Source organism: Streptomyces sp. CNQ085 (assembly GCF_022614595.1).
Classification (GTDB): Bacteria; Actinomycetota; Actinomycetes; order Streptomycetales; family Streptomycetaceae; genus Streptomyces.
Genome location: NZ_JAJFAU010000019.1, coordinates 14,251 through 27,607 on the forward strand (window position 1 = coordinate 14,251; position 13,357 = coordinate 27,607).

General features: G+C 72.7%; 14 protein-coding genes. 6 read left to right on the forward strand and 8 right to left on the reverse strand.

From position 1 onward, the window contains the following. Nucleotides 1-74: 74 nt before the first annotated feature. The 7 genes from LJ221_RS05955 to LJ221_RS05985 form a co-directional block, all read right to left on the reverse strand. Nucleotides 75-812 carry a D-Ala-D-Ala carboxypeptidase family metallohydrolase gene (locus LJ221_RS05955; RefSeq protein WP_241714405.1) on the reverse strand — a complete coding sequence of 246 codons (738 nt, stop codon included), beginning with the start codon at nt 810-812 and terminating at the stop codon, nt 75-77. 153 nt (nt 813-965) lie between these two features. Next, nucleotides 966-1,598 carry a peptide deformylase gene (gene def / locus LJ221_RS05960; protein ID WP_241714407.1) on the reverse strand — a complete coding sequence of 211 codons (633 nt, stop codon included), beginning with the start codon at nt 1,596-1,598 and terminating at the stop codon, nt 966-968. Between the two features lie 81 nt (nt 1,599-1,679). Next, nucleotides 1,680-2,693: a tetratricopeptide repeat protein gene (locus tag LJ221_RS05965; protein ID WP_241714409.1), complete on the reverse strand. Its 1,014-nt coding sequence runs from the start codon at nt 2,691-2,693 to the stop codon at nt 1,680-1,682. A gap of 328 nt (nt 2,694-3,021) precedes the next feature. Next, a complete protein-coding gene (rsrA, locus tag LJ221_RS05970) occupies nt 3,022-3,375 on the reverse strand; it encodes a mycothiol system anti-sigma-R factor (RefSeq protein ID WP_241714411.1) in 354 nt (117 codons plus the stop codon). Continuing rightward, nucleotides 3,372-4,043, reverse strand: a complete 672-nt coding sequence (locus tag LJ221_RS05975; protein ID WP_241714412.1) for a sigma-70 family RNA polymerase sigma factor — start codon at nt 4,041-4,043, stop codon at nt 3,372-3,374. The genes rsrA and LJ221_RS05975 overlap by 4 nt, the downstream gene beginning before the upstream one ends. A 269-nt stretch (nt 4,044-4,312) precedes the next feature. After that, nucleotides 4,313-4,969: an alpha/beta family hydrolase gene (locus LJ221_RS05980; RefSeq protein ID WP_241714413.1), complete on the reverse strand. Its 657-nt coding sequence runs from the start codon at nt 4,967-4,969 to the stop codon at nt 4,313-4,315. Nucleotides 4,970-4,973: 4 nt separating this feature from the next. Further along, complete coding sequence (locus LJ221_RS05985; protein WP_241714414.1) at nt 4,974-5,789, reverse strand: SOS response-associated peptidase; 816 nt, start codon at nt 5,787-5,789, stop codon at nt 4,974-4,976. A gap of 157 nt (nt 5,790-5,946) precedes the next feature. On the opposite strand from LJ221_RS05985, the gene LJ221_RS05990 reads away from it, so the two are divergent. The 5 genes from LJ221_RS05990 (at nt 5,947) to LJ221_RS06010 (ending at nt 11,071) form a co-directional block, all read left to right on the forward strand. Next, on the forward strand, nt 5,947-6,660 hold the full coding sequence (locus LJ221_RS05990; protein ID WP_241714449.1) for a M50 family metallopeptidase: 714 nt from the start codon (nt 5,947-5,949) through the stop codon (nt 6,658-6,660). Nucleotides 6,661-6,755: 95 nt separating this feature from the next. Further along, the gene (aroA, locus tag LJ221_RS05995) at nt 6,756-8,114 is read left to right on the forward strand and encodes a 3-phosphoshikimate 1-carboxyvinyltransferase (RefSeq protein WP_241714415.1); all 1,359 of its coding nucleotides are present in this window, start codon (nt 6,756-6,758) and stop codon (nt 8,112-8,114) included. Nucleotides 8,115-8,126: 12 nt separating this feature from the next. Next, the gene (gene rsgA / locus LJ221_RS06000; protein WP_241714416.1) at nt 8,127-9,161 is read left to right on the forward strand and encodes a ribosome small subunit-dependent GTPase A; all 1,035 of its coding nucleotides are present in this window, start codon (nt 8,127-8,129) and stop codon (nt 9,159-9,161) included. 544 nt (nt 9,162-9,705) lie between these two features. After that, nucleotides 9,706-10,500, forward strand: a complete 795-nt coding sequence (hisN, locus tag LJ221_RS06005; RefSeq protein WP_241714417.1) for a histidinol-phosphatase — start codon at nt 9,706-9,708, stop codon at nt 10,498-10,500. A gap of 148 nt (nt 10,501-10,648) precedes the next feature. Continuing rightward, nucleotides 10,649-11,071 carry a cyclic nucleotide-binding/CBS domain-containing protein gene (locus LJ221_RS06010; RefSeq protein WP_241714451.1) on the forward strand — a complete coding sequence of 141 codons (423 nt, stop codon included), beginning with the start codon at nt 10,649-10,651 and terminating at the stop codon, nt 11,069-11,071. Nucleotides 11,072-11,181: 110 nt separating this feature from the next. On the opposite strand, the gene LJ221_RS06015 is transcribed toward LJ221_RS06010, so the two are convergent. After that, entirely contained in the window at nt 11,182-12,648 is a 1,467-nt protein-coding gene (locus LJ221_RS06015) for a catalase (RefSeq protein ID WP_241714418.1), read from the reverse strand. 133 nt (nt 12,649-12,781) lie between these two features. Between LJ221_RS06015 and LJ221_RS06020 the strand changes: the two genes are divergently transcribed. Beyond that, nucleotides 12,782-13,198, forward strand: coding sequence for a Fur family transcriptional regulator (locus LJ221_RS06020; RefSeq protein ID WP_206350659.1), 417 nt, complete (start codon nt 12,782-12,784; stop codon nt 13,196-13,198). Nucleotides 13,199-13,357: the final 159 nt, after the last annotated feature.

A 13,357-nucleotide genomic window follows, 5' to 3' on the forward strand; every position in this document is an offset into this window, starting at 1 on the left:
TGCCCCGTAACCCCGCACGGGGTTACGGGGCACACGCCGTTCCGGACCGGCTCCGTTCCGGACGGGCGCCGCGGTCAGATCCCGCAGCTGGATGCCGACCAGAAGCGGCTGGAGCGGTGGTCGACGTGGGTGTGGTCGTTGTGGCCGGGGTAGCCCGGGCCGAGGATGCCCCGGAAGCCGTGGTGGCGGGCCTGCTGCGCCATCCTGCACAGGGTGTGCGAGCCGGCGCCGAGGTCGACGCCGTCACCGTAGAGGTGGCGGCTGTTGGAGGAGCCGCCCACCGCGCTGTTGCAGGAGTAGGAGCGGAAGCCGCTGGTCACCCGGATCGGCGCGTCGCCCAGGGCATGACGCATCGCCTCCAGCTTCCACATCGAGATCAGGGCGTTGCGCTTGGCCGTGGCCGCGCTCACCGCGCCCCCGCTCCACGTGGAGTTGCACCTGTTCAGCTCGGAGTAGGAGAAGTGGGCCGGGGTGCAGTCGGCGTCCTGGAGGGCGTAGATCCTGCTGAAGGTCTGCGGACCGGCCACACCGTCGGCCGACAGCCCGTACGCGGCCTGGAAACGCTTGACGGCCGCGGCCGTGGCCGGGCCGTAGGAGCCGTCGATGGCGAGCACGTTGCCGTAGCCGGGGTAACCGGAGACGCGGACCTGGAGTTCGGCGACATCGGAGCCGGACATGCCCTGGGAGAGGGTGCGGTTCCAGGTGTAGCACGTGTCGGCCTGGGCGGTGCCCGCGGTGGTGACCGCGCCGACCAGCGATGCTGCCGCGACCATGACAACACCGAGGATGAGACGGATGATGCCTCTGAGCATGGTGCCTCCGTGTCGGAACAGTGGGGCCTCCGAGGGTGGCGGAGGGGGTCTACCCGCGTCAACACGCCTTCGGAAACGCCAGTGGGCGGGCCACTGGAGGCCCGCCCACCGTCACACGCCGTTCACCGCGGCCCCACCGGCCCGCGGCGCCGCTCAGTCGTTGGGCACCGTCTCGTAGCGCGGGGTTTTCTCGGCCATCTGCCGCAGGACGTCCTTGCGTTCGCGCTTGGAGAGGCGGTCGATGTAGAGGCGGCCGTAGAGATGGTCCGTCTCGTGCTGGAGGCAGCGCGCGAAGTACCCGGTGCCCCGCACCGTGATCGGCCTGCCCTCGGCGTCCTGTCCGCGCACGACGGCATAGTCGGGGCGCGCGAGCGAGGCGTAAGCGCCCGGCACCGACAGGCAGCCCTCGCCCGAGTCGTCCAGCGCCCGGCGCTCGGCGGGCAGTTCCTCCAGCACCGGGTTGCAGACGACGCCCACGTGCCGCACGCCCTCGTCGTCCGGGCAGTCGTAGACGAAGACCTTCAGGTCGACCCCGATCTGGTTGGCGGCCAGGCCGACGCCCTCCGCCGCGCGCTGACTGGCGAACATGTCGTCGACCAGCCTGGCCAGTTCGCCGTCGAACCCGGTGACGTCGCGGCACTCCCTGTGCAGTACCGGATTGCCGACGACGGTGATCGGACGGGCGGTGCCGCGCTCGCGGTGGATCCGCTCGCGCTCCTCGCAGTCCTCCGTGTCGACGACGAACCCCTCGTCGTCCACCCGCTGCCCGGTCTCGTGCTCCGCCATCTTCGCCGTACGCCTTCCTCGGTGCTCCACCACGACCCGTACAGGGTACGGGCAGACCCCCGGCTCCGTACGCGGCCGGTCTCAGCCGACCTCCTCCAGGTCCCGCCACTCACGGGTGTCCGGGCTGTCGGCGACCCAGCCGTCGAGCAGCCCGCGCACCAGGGAGGCCGGGGCCGCCAGGCCGCACTCGCGCTCGGGCACCCACAGCTCTCCCGACGTCATGTGCCCCAGCGGCCCCGGATGCCCGGGCACGCTGTGGTCGTGCGGATCGTGCCGGGGGGCGCCCTCGCCCTCGTCGCTGGGCATCCGGCTCTCCGAGCAGGACCGGCACAGCAGCCGCACCGACGAGGACCAGTCCTCGGCCGCGAAACCCGCGTCCGCCGCCAGCAGTTCCAGCGCGTCCCGGTCCGCCTCGGTCGCCGCCTCCAGCAGAACCACCCAGGTGGGCACCGGCGAGGGCGCCCAGAGTTCTATCTCGTCGAAGACCGGGTAGGCGTGGCCCGCGGCCGTGGTCCGCTCACCGTGCGGTACCCCGTCGTGCAGCACCACCTCGCCCCAGCGGCGCCCGGAGGACGGCAGCGGGATGTTCTGCACCTCGACGCGGGCCGGATCCAGCCGCCGTCCCCACACCACCTCGGCCTCGCCCTCCGGCGACAGGCGCACCGCGGCGCTGCCCAGCCCCATGCCGGCCGGCGGGCCGGCGTGGAGCCGGGCAGCGCCGTCGGCGCGGTCGGACGAGGGGATCTCCGGTACCCGCAGGCCGTACGCCTGCCAGGCACGCCGGGCCAGGGCCCAGTCCTGCAGCGCGGTGGCCGCGATGCCCACGTTCCACCAGTCGGGAGTCCCGGCCGACCGGTCCAGGAGGGCGACGGCGCGCAGTCCGGCGGCGCGCGCCTGCTCCCAGTCGTGCCGGAACTTGTGCAGCAGCGCGAGGTTGAACCAGGACTCCGACAGCCACGGCTCCAGGTCGGCGGCACGGGTCAGCAGCGTGCCGGCGTCCTCGTAGCGCCCGTCACCGATGAGCGTGAACGCGCGGTCGGTGACCACCCGCCAGTCGGCGGAGGGCCGGTGCCTTGTCTTGCCGAAGATCTTCACGATGTTCCCGCCTGACTCCCGCCTGCTGCTCCCGACCGTCCTCGCGGCCGTTGTCCCGCGGTCCCCGCCGCGGTGTCCGTGCCGCGGTCTTCTCCCAGCCGCGGTTCCCGGTTCGCATCCAACCATGCCCACCCGGATGCGCGCTCATTACCCGTCGGCTGTGGGGGTATCGAGCGGTTCGGGGCCCGGGGAGCACGGCCGGGACGGCGGCGCGGGGAAGCTCACGGTCGTCCGCGCCACGGCAGGCGGCAGCCGAGCGGGTTAACACGTTCGGGTGGTGTGGTGGGTACGGGACGAGGTGGTGCGCAGGGCGCGGAGCCCGCGGCCGTCAGGGCTGTTCCCCGCCGGCCTCGCCCGGGCCCCCGAGGGGAGCGGTGCGGGACCGGCCCGCCCCGGGCTCCACCACGGGCTGCTCGGGCACGGCCCGCCCGGCACGGATCAGTTCGATGCGGCCCATGACCTTGGAGCGCAGGTCGCCGGGCACCTCGTCATGGCCGCAGCACCGCTTGACCAGTTTCTTCACGGCCTGTTCCAGACCGTACTTCTCCAGGCAGGGCGAGCACTCCTGGAAGTGCTCCCTGAACTTCGTCAGATCGCCGTCGGGCATCTCACGGTCCAGGTACTCGTACAGGTGGTCCAGGACCTCAGCGCAGTCCGTCTCGTGCGGCTCTCCGCAACTCATGAGCCCGAGCCTTTCCGGTCGTACGACTCCTCGGGCGCGGTGGTGCCGTCCGCGCCCGCCGGGACCATGCCGCGCTCGCGGGCGTAGTCCTCCAGCATGCCGCGCAACTGCCGGCGACCGCGGTGCAGGCGGGACATCACCGTGCCGATGGGTGTACCCATGATGTCCGCGATCTCCTTGTACGCAAACCCCTCGACGTCCGCGAGGTAGACCGCGATCCGGAACTCCTCGGGGATCGCCTGGAGCGCCTCCTTCACGTCCGAGTCGGGCAGCCGGTCCAGCGCCTGCGACTCGGCCGAGCGCAGCCCGGTCGACATGTGCGACTCGGCACGCGCGAGCTGCCAGTCCTCGATCTCCTCGGCCGCACTGCGCTGCGGTTCGCGCTGCTTCTTGCGGTACGAGTTGATGAAGGTGTTGGTGAGGATGCGGTACAGCCACGCCTTGAGGTTGGTGCCCTCGCGGAACTGGTGGAAGGACGCGTACGCCTTGGCGTACGTCTCCTGCACCAGGTCCTCGGCGTCCGCGGGGTTGCGCGTCATGCGCAGCGCGGCGGAGTACATCTGGTCCAGGAAGGCCAGGGCGTCCCGTTCGAAGCGCGCGTTCCGTTCGGCGTCCGTCTCCACGGGCTCCCTGGGCGCAGCGTCGTCGGTCGCGGCGACCGGACCCACCTCCTCCGATGCGGCTTCGAGTCCGTTGCCGGACCCATTCGAACCGGAGAATAGACGACGGTCCGCCTCCTCCGCCGATTGGAGTGGGGCGTCCTCCACGGGTCCGGCGAGCCTCAGTGTCGCCCAGTCCACCTGGGCGGCTGTGACACGAGTACCCACAGGGCGGGACGGGCATGCGATCGAACCCATGTCGGGTGGACTCCCTCTCCTCGCGCGTGCGTGCGGTCCGTACGTGTACTGCGACGGTTTCAACACGCACGCGCGCGGGATCATTCCCGTGCCAGCCACTCGCGCACCGCGCCGGTGATCACGTCGAGCGCCTCCTCCTGGCCGGGCGCCCCCCGCTTCGGCACGGCGAAACCGTGGTCGCCTCCGGGCACCTCGACGACCTCCGTGTCCTCGGGGAACTCGCCGGGCCGCCCGAAGGGATCACGCCCGCCCTGGACGACCAGGGTCCGCACCCCCGCCCCCGTGAGCTCGCCGGCCCGGGACCGCTCCGGCTTCCCCGGCGGGTGCAGGGGGAAGGCGAGCGCGAGCACGGCGCGCGCACCGAGTTCGGCGGCGGTCCGGCATGCCACACGCGCCCCGGCGCTGCGCCCCCCGGAGACGACCGGCAGCCCTGCCCCCTCCAGGGCGGGCCATACCGCCCGCCACCCCTCGTCCAGCTTCCCGGGAGCGGGCGCCAGCCTCTTCCCCGCCACCCGCCAGGGCTGCTCGACCAGGGCGACCGAGACGCCGTGCGCGGGCAGCACGTCCGCCAGGGCCCGCAGGTCCCGCGCCTCGACACCGCCTCCGGCTCCGTGCCCGAGCGCGAGGAGCAGGCGCGGCCGGACGGCGCGGCGCCAGGTGATCCGGGCCGGACCGGCCGGGGTGGCGATCTCCTCGGTGGTGCCGGTGCCGTCGGTACCGGTGCTGTCGTCGCTCACCGGCTCAGAACAGCGTCCCGGCCTCGGGCGCGTCAAGCTCCTCCAGCAGCCCGGGCCCGTTGTTGCGCACGTTGCTGACCTCGCCGCGCACCGGGTAGGCCCGCATCGCCCCGGCCGGCGGCGGGACCAGCAGTCCGCGCACCTCCTCCGCGTCGGTGCGGGCCGGGTCCAGCCAGGCGTCCCAGCGGTCGGGGGTGAGCACCAGCGGCATCCTGGGATGGATGTCGGCGAGGGAGCGCGGTCCGTCCCCGCCGGCGCCCGCGAACGGCTCGCTCTGCGCCTCGGTGGTGATCACCGTGCAGGTGGACCACCAGGCCTGCGAGTGATCCTCGGGCAGTGTCCTGTCCCGCCAGAACTCGTAGAGCCCGGCCATCGCCATCACCGACCCGTCCGCGGGGGTCACGAAGTACGGCTGCTTGCGCGGCCGCTTGCGCCTGCCCTTCTCCTCCTCCTGCCGCTCGGCCGTCCCGGTGACCCACTCGTAGTACCCGTCGGCGGGCAGCAGGCAGCGCCGGGCGGCGAAGGGGCGGCGGTAGGAGGGCTTCTCGTGCACCGTCTCTGCCCGCGCGTTGATCATCTTGACGCCCACGTCCGGGGACTTCGCCCAGGAGGGCACCAGCCCCCAGCGCAGCGTCCTGAGCTGGCGCACGGGGCGGGGGTCGCCGCTGTCCTTCACCGGCCGGTCCAGCACCGCGTACACCTGCTTGGTCGGGGCCACGTTCCAGTCGGGCGCCGGCTCCTCGGCCGGGTCCCGCTTCTCCACTCCGAAGAGCCCGGCCAGTTCACCGGCCGATCGGCTCGCCGCATACCGTCCGCACATGTCCGCCACCCTGCCACGTCCGTGCGGCCCGCGGCACCGGGAACGGCCGCACGGACTCCGGGCGGGGGCCGTACGAGGGCCGTGGCACACTGCGGAGCACACCGCCTCGGGGGTGGGACGTACCGCGGGGAAGAGGAGGGGGCGGCCGGGCATGAGCATGGACACCGACGGCATCGCCGAGGTCTGGGACCGCGTCGTCGGGACGCAGCCCGACCCGTCGTTCGCGGTCGTGGCGGCCACCGGGCTGGCGGCCCTGGCCGTCGTCGCCGTACGGGGACCGTGGCGGGTGGCGCGGAACGCGGTGACCATCGCCCACGAGGGCGGGCACGGAATCGTGGCGCTGCTGACCGGGCGGCGGCTGGAGGGCATACGCCTGCACTCCGACACCTCCGGGCTGACCGTCTCCCGGGGGCGGCCGAGCGGCGTCGGGATGGTGCTGACGGCCGCCGCCGGGTACACCGCGCCGTCGCTGCTCGGTCTGGCGGGGGCCTGGCTGCTGGGCGCCGGACACGTCACCGCGCTGCTGTGGAGTGCCACGGCGCTGCTGCTGGCGATGCTGGTGATGGTGCGCAACGCCTACGGTGTGCTCACCGTCGTCCTCGCCGGCGGAGCCTTCTTCCTGATGTCATGGTTCGCCGGGACCGAGGTGCAGGCGGCGTTCGCGTACGGGGTGGTGTGGTTCCTGCTGCTGGGCGGCGTGCGGCCCGTCTTCGAACTCCAGGGCAAGCGGCGCCGGGGCGAGGCCCCGGACTCCGACGCCGACCAGCTCGCGCGGCTGACGAACGCGCCCGCGCCGCTGTGGCTGCTGCTCTTCCACGCCGTGGCGCTGTGCTCGCTGACCGGTGGCGGGCGGTGGCTGCTGGGGCTCTGAGGCCCCGCTCCGGGCCCCTCGTCCGCGCCTCCCGCCCGGTCTTCCCCGTGTCCTGCCGGGATTCCCGTCCCGCCGGAGCCACTAAAGTTGGCCCCATGACCGACCACACCACTGTCTGGCCTGCGCCGCTCGCGGCCGGCGCCGTCGACGCGACCGTCACCGTGCCCGGATCGAAGTCGGTCACCAACCGCGGTCTGGTGCTCGCAGCCCTGGCCTCCGAGCCCGGATGGCTGCGCCGCCCGCTGCGTTCGCGCGACACCCTGCTGATGGCCGAGGGATTGCGGGCCATGGGGGTGGGCATCGAGGAGACGGTGTCCTCCAGTTCCGCGCCCGTCGCGGGCGGTTTTGCCGCTTCCGAAGCCGGCGGCGAGGCCTGGCGCGTCATCCCCGCGGGGCTGCACGGCCCCGCCACCGTGGACGTCGGCAACGCCGGCACCGTGATGCGCTTCCTGCCTCCGGTGGCTTCCCTGTCCGACGGCCCGGTCCACTTCGACGGCGACAGGCGTTCCCATGAGCGCCCCCTCCACGGCGTGATCGACGCGCTGCGCGCGCTGGGCGCCCGCGTCGACGACGGCGGGCGCGGCTCGCTGCCGATGACCGTGCACGGCGGCGGCTCCCTGACCGGCGGCACGGTGGAGATCGACGCCTCCTCGTCCTCCCAGTTCGTCAGCGCACTGCTGCTGTCCGGCGCCCGCTTCAACCAGGGTGTGGAGGTCCGCCACACCGGCGGCCCGCTGCCGTCCATGCCGCACATCCGGATGACGGTGGAGATGCTGCGCGCCGCGGGCGCCCGGGTGGACACCCCCGAGTCCGGGGGCGAGCCGAACGTCTGGCGGGTCACGGCCGGCGCGCTGCTCGGCCGCGACCTGGTCGTCGAGCCCGATCTGTCCAACGCCCAGCCCTTCCTCGCCGCCGCGCTGGTCACCGGTGGCCGGGTGACCGTCCCGGACTGGCCGGCGCACACCACCCAGCCCGGTGACGCGCTGCGTGAGATCTTCACCGAGATGGGCGGGCGCTGCGAGCTGGACGAACACGGCCTGACCCTCACCGGCAGCGGCCGGGTCCACGGCATCGACGTGGACCTGAGCGAGGTGGGCGAGCTGACCCCCGGCATCGCCGCGGTCGCGGCGCTGGCCGACTCCGAGTCGCGGCTGCGCGGCGTGGCGCATCTGCGGCTGCACGAGACCGACCGGCTGGCCGCGCTCACCAAGGAGATCAACGGCCTCGGCGGCGATGTCACCGAGACCGCGGACGGGCTGGTCATCCGCCCGCGTCCGCTGCGCGGCGGGGTCTTCCACACCTACGAGGACCACCGGCTGGCCACGGCGGGCGCGGTGCTCGGCCTGGTCGTCGAGGGTATGGAGGTGGAGAACGTCGCGACGACCGCCAAGACCCTGCCGGACTTCCCCGAGCTGTGGAGCGCCATGCTCGAAGGTGACGGGGGCAGAGGGTAGGGCGGACCGGCCATGCGCCGCTACGGCAAGCACACCGACGAGGACGACATCCGGATCCGTCCCGGCCGCCGGGGCAGCCGCCCGCGCACCAGCATCCGGCCCAAGCACGAGGACGCCGCCCCCGGCTTCGTCCTGACCGTCGACCGGGGCCGGATCACCTGCCTGGTGGACGGCCGCACGGTCACCGCCATGAAGGCCCGCGAGCTGGGCCGCAAGGGCGTCGTGGTGGGCGACCGGGTGGCGGTCGTCGGCGACCTGTCGGGGGCCAGGGACACCCTGGCGCGGATCGTCCGGGCCGAGGAGCGCTCCTCGGTGCTGCGGCGCACCGCCGACGACAACGACCCCTACGAGCGGGTGGTCGTCGCCAACGCCGACCAGCTCGCCGTCGTCACCGCCCTGGCCGACCCCGAGCCCCGCCCCCGGCTGATCGACCGCTGCCTGGTGGCCGCCTACGACGCGGGCCTGGAGCCGCTGCTGGTCCTCACCAAGTCGGACCTGGCGCCGCCCGACACGCTGCTGGAGACGTACGCCCCGCTGGGGGTCCGGCATGTGGTGACCGACCGCGACGAGCTGGCCGACGGCGCCGCCGCCGACCGGGTGCGCGAGTTCCTGTGGGGCCGGAGCACCGCTTTCGTGGGCCACTCCGGGGTCGGCAAGACCACTTTGGTCAACGCGCTCGTCCCGCCCGACCGCAGGCGGGCGACGGGCCACGTCAACGCGGTCACCGGGCGCGGCCGGCACACCACGACCTCGGCCCTGGCGCTGCCGCTGCCCGGCGAGGTCTCCTTCCCGCCGGTGCCGGAGGGCGGCTGGGTGATCGACACCCCGGGCGTGCGGTCCTTCGGCCTGAACCACATCGACCCGTCCCGGGTGATCCACGCCTTCCCGGATCTGGAGCCGGGCACCGACGGCTGTCCGCGCGCCTGCGGGCACGACGAGCCGGACTGCGCGCTGGACTCCTGGGTCGCCGGCGGCCACGCGGACCCCGCCCGGCTGTTCTCCCTGCGACGCCTGCTGGCCACACGGGAACGCCGGGAGGGCGACTGACCCCCGCCCGCGGGGGTCAGCCGAGCAGCGCCTGCGGCCACCTGGGTGACATGGGCGCCCGCGGCCTCCTCGGTCGCCTCGGGCGGGCCGTCGCAGGGGGCGACGACGTAGGACAGCGCCGGCCGCAGGCCCACCTCGCAGGTGTGGCGCAGCGCGGCGGGGCCGTGCGCGCCGTCGCGGGCGGCTCTCCCCTCGGGCACACCAGCGCGGCGGCGGCAGCCGGGAGTCCCAGCAGCCGGTGAGCGCGCCGCGCACCAGCGGATCGCGGTGAGCGGCACTCAGCCATCGACGCGACCGCCGCGGCGCATCCCGCGACGGGGATGTCGGCCGGGTGGGCGGCCGGCCCGGTGAGAACCCCCGGCAGAGGGCATCGTCGAGGTCATCAATGCCTCCCCCGGACGCGACGGATCGCGCAAAGAATCGGTGTGGTGACGGAGGGTGTCAAGACGCCTCGCGTCACCTCACCGCCGCGGGTGTACGGCCGCGCGCCCGGTTGGCCACTCCCGTGTGGCCGGCCGGCCGCGCCGCTGGATACTGTTCGTCCATGCCCGACTACCACGATGACCTGCGTCTCGCCCACGTGCTGGCCGACACCGCCGACGCCACGACGATGGAGCGGTTCAAGGCCCTCGACCTCAAGGTCGAGACCAAACCCGACATGACGCCGGTGAGCGAGGCCGACAAGGCGGCCGAGGAGCTGATCCGCACCTCCCTGCGGCGGGCGCGGCCGCGCGACGCGGTGCTGGGCGAGGAGTTCGGCGGCGAGGGGCGCGGGCCGCGCCGCTGGGTCGTCGATCCCATCGACGGCACCAAGAACTACGTGCGCGGCGTCCCGGTCTGGGCCACGCTGATCGCGCTGATGGAGCGGACCGAGGAGGGCGACCGCCCGGTGGTCGGCGTGGTATCGGCTCCGGCCCTCAACCGGCGCTGGTGGGCGGCGCTGGGCGGCGGCGCGTACACCGGCCGCAGCCTGACCTCCGCGACCCGGCTGTCGGTCTCGCGGGTGGCCCGGGTGCAGGACGCCTCGTTCGCGTTCTCCTCGCTCGGCGGCTGGGAAGAGCGCGGCAGGCTCGGCGGCTTCCTCGACCTGACCCGGGACTGCTGGCGCACCCGCGGCTACGGCGACTTCTGGCCGTACATGATGGTCGCCGAAGGGTCGGTGGACATCTGCGCGGAGCCGGAGCTGTCGTTGTGGGACATGGCGGCGAACGCGATCGTCGTGCGGGAGGCGGGCGGTACCTTCACCGGCCTGGACGGGCGCGAGGGCCCGCACAGCGGGAACGCGGCGGCTTCCAACGGACTGCTCCACGAGGACCTGCTCGCCTACATCGGCGACTGAGCGCACCGCCGGGTTGCGGTCAACCGGCCTTCACCTGCCCCTTGTTGCGCCTCCATCGGTATGTGAACATGAGAATCCGCCCGCTTGTGAGCCTGTGAATCCCTTCTCCGGCCGGGATTCACCGAGGAGACGGGTGGCACCAACTGCCATGGCCACCCTCGTCCGTGACGCCATGAGCACAGTGGTTCTCACCATCGGCCCCGCCCACACCCTCCGCCGGGCCGCCCGGCTGATGCCCGCCCGGCGGGTCGGCGCGGCCGTCGCCCCCGCCCCCGATGCCGGCGGCGTCGGAATCCTCGCCGAACGCGACATCCTCGACTCCGTGGGAGCCGGACAGGACCCCGACCGGGAGCCCGCACACCTGCACACCACCACCGACGTGGTCTTCGCCGCCCCCGGCTGGACCCTGGAGGACGCCGTACGGGCCATGGCCCGCGGCGGGTTCCGCCATCTGTTTCTGCTCGATGACCGGGAACCGGTGGGGGTGGTCTCGGCGCGCGACATCATCCGCTGCTGGTCACCGGTGCGCCGGGAAGCGCCCGCCGCGCCCGTCGGCACCGCTGCCGCCTGAGACCGGCCGCCCCGGACGCGTCCCCGTGGGCCCGCCCAGCGGCGCGCCGGAGGGACCGGAGCCCACTGGCGTCCGGTCCCTCCGGGTTCGTACGGCGAGGAGTCGCCGGATCAGCCGCGCAGGGCCTTGACCGCGGCCTCCAGCCTCCTGCCGTAGTCCTCGTCGGCCTGGCGGAAGTTCTCGACGGCCCGCTTGACGATGTCGTCGCGCGAGACCTTCGCGATGAAGCCGGCCAGGTTGTCGATCAGACGCCCCTTCTCCTCCTCCGTCATCAGGCGGTAGAGGTTGCCCGCCTGGACGAAGTCGTTGTCCTCGGCGTGCGAGGGGGCGGGGACGTCACCGGTGGTCCCGGCGACCGGGACCGGCTGCCACGGTGCGCGGCCGGTCTCGTTCGGGCCGCCGAAGCTGTTGGGCTCGTAGTTCTTCGCCCCGCCGTGGCGGCCGTCGTACATGAAGCCGTCGCGGCCGTGGCTGCGGGCCTCGGTGGCGTGCGGGCGGTTCACCGGCAGGTGGTCGGCGTTGATGCCCACCCGGTAGCGGTGCGCGTCGCCGTAGGCGAACAGCCGGCCCTGGAGCATCTTGTCCGGGGAGGGACCGATGCCCGGCACGAAGTGGTGCGGGGAGAAGATCGACTGCTCGACCTCGGCGAAGACGTTCTGCGGGTTGCGGTTCAGCTCAAGCTTGCCGATCTCGATGACCGGGTAGTCCGCGTGCGGCCAGACCTTGGTCAGGTCGAACGGGTTGAAGCGGTAGTCCGCCGCCTCGGCCGCCGGCATGATCTGGACGCCGACGGTCCAGCTCGGGAAGTCGCCGCGCTCGATGGACTCGCGCAGGTCGCGCTGGTGGCTGTCGGGGTCCTTGCCCGCCAGGAGGTCGGCCTCGTCCTGGGTGAGGCACTTGATGCCCTGGTCGGTCTTGAAGTGGTACTTGACCCAGAAGACCTCGCCCGCCTCGTTGCTCCACTGGAAGGTGTGCGAGCCGAAGCCGTCCATGTGGCGGTACGAGGCCGGGATGCCCCGGTCGCCGAAGAGCCAGGTCACCTGGTGGGTGGACTCCGGGCTCAGACCCCAGAAGTCCCAGACGTTGTCGGCCTCCTGGGAGCCGGTGTACGGGTCGCGCTTCTGGGTGTGGATGAAGTCGGGGAACTTGATGGCGTCCTTGATGAAGAACACCGGGGTGTTGTTTCCGACGAGGTCGTAGTTGCCCTCCTCGGTGTAGAACTTCACCGCGAAGCCGCGCGGGTCGCGCACCGCGTCGGCCGCACCCAGGTTGCCGGCGACGGTCGAGAAGCGCAGGAAGACCTCGGTCTCCTTGCCGATCTCGGAGAGGAACTTCGCCCGGGTGTACTTCGTCACGTCGGCGGTGACGGTGAAGGTGCCGTAGGCGCCCGCACCGCGGGCGTGGACGACCCGCTCGGGTATGCGCTCGCGGTTGAAGTGGGCGAGCTTCTCCAGCAGGAGCTGGTCCTGGACCAGGACCGGGCCGCCCGAACCGGCGGTCTCGCTGTTCTGGTTGTCCGCGACGGGAGCACCGGCCTCCGTGGTCAGCGGCCCGGTGTTCTCGATCTGGGCAGTCACATGCGCCTCCTGAATCTGTTCTGTCCCCTTGGCTTGAGCCGAACGCGATCCTACATTGGACATTGTCTAAGTCAAGAAGACGATTAAGACCGTACACGATCCGGCCATGGACACGCGCTGCTAAGGTGGAAACATGAGTGACCTGCTACAACGTCTCCGGGATCGCGGCTGGCGGCTGACCGCCCAGCGGCGAGTGGTCGCCGAGGTCCTCGACGGTGAGCATGTCCACTACACCGCCGACGAGGTGCACGCGCGCGCGACCGAGAAGCTGCCGGAGATCTCCCGCGCCACCGTCTACAACACCCTCGGCGAACTGGTCTCGATCGGCGAGGTGATCGAGGTCAGCACGGACGGCCGCGCCAAGCGGTACGACCCGAACGCGCACCACTCCCACCAGCACCTGGTGTGCTCGCGATGCGGTGTGATCCGTGACGTCCGCCCCTCCGGTGACCCGCTCGCGCTGCTCCCCGAGGGGGAGCGCTACGGATTCACCCTGGACGAGGCGACGGTCACCTACCGGGGGCTGTGCCCCTCCTGCGCCTCCGCCTGACTCCTCCGCCCGACACGTCCGGAATCCTTCGGCGGGGCCGTACGCTCCCGCGGGCAGCCGGCGCCGAACCGCGCCGCACGTGCGACCTCCCACAACGGCACTCGTACGGCACTTGACGGATGCGGGCGGACAGTCGAAAACGCCCCGAGAACTCTGTCC